This window comes from Campylobacter sp. RM5063, assembly GCF_024723655.1.
Lineage (GTDB): Bacteria > Campylobacterota > Campylobacteria > Campylobacterales > Campylobacteraceae > Campylobacter_D > Campylobacter_D lari_D.
The window spans coordinates 1-272 of sequence record NZ_JANQDA010000080.1 but is presented as its reverse complement, the minus strand read 5'-3'; the positions used below and the strand labels follow the sequence as shown (position 1 = coordinate 272).

General features: G+C 25.0%; 1 protein-coding gene. It reads right to left on the bottom strand.

From position 1 onward, the window contains the following. A partial coding sequence (locus CAMP5063_RS08455) for a DUF2920 family protein (RefSeq protein ID WP_337195174.1) occupies positions 1 to 272 on the bottom strand: 272 nt, incomplete at both ends.

Sequence of the window (272 nt, the reverse complement as noted above, 5' to 3'; positions counted from 1 at the left end):
TTCCCTGTTCTTTTAATATGCTCATTTTTTGATCAAGAATTTGATAATATTTTTCTATATTTTTTGTATTATCTAGCACTTCAAATTCTATTTCAAAATCCCTGAAAGCCTTTTCAAATGTTCTTATATCGTCTAATAAAAAAGTCATTTCAGCACTATATTTGTCCACATCCGATCTTCTTTGGCAAAAACAATGATAAAATACATTTACAGCTACTACATCAAATTTTTTAGCTATAAAATTTCTATAACTTTCTAGAAAATGTATATTT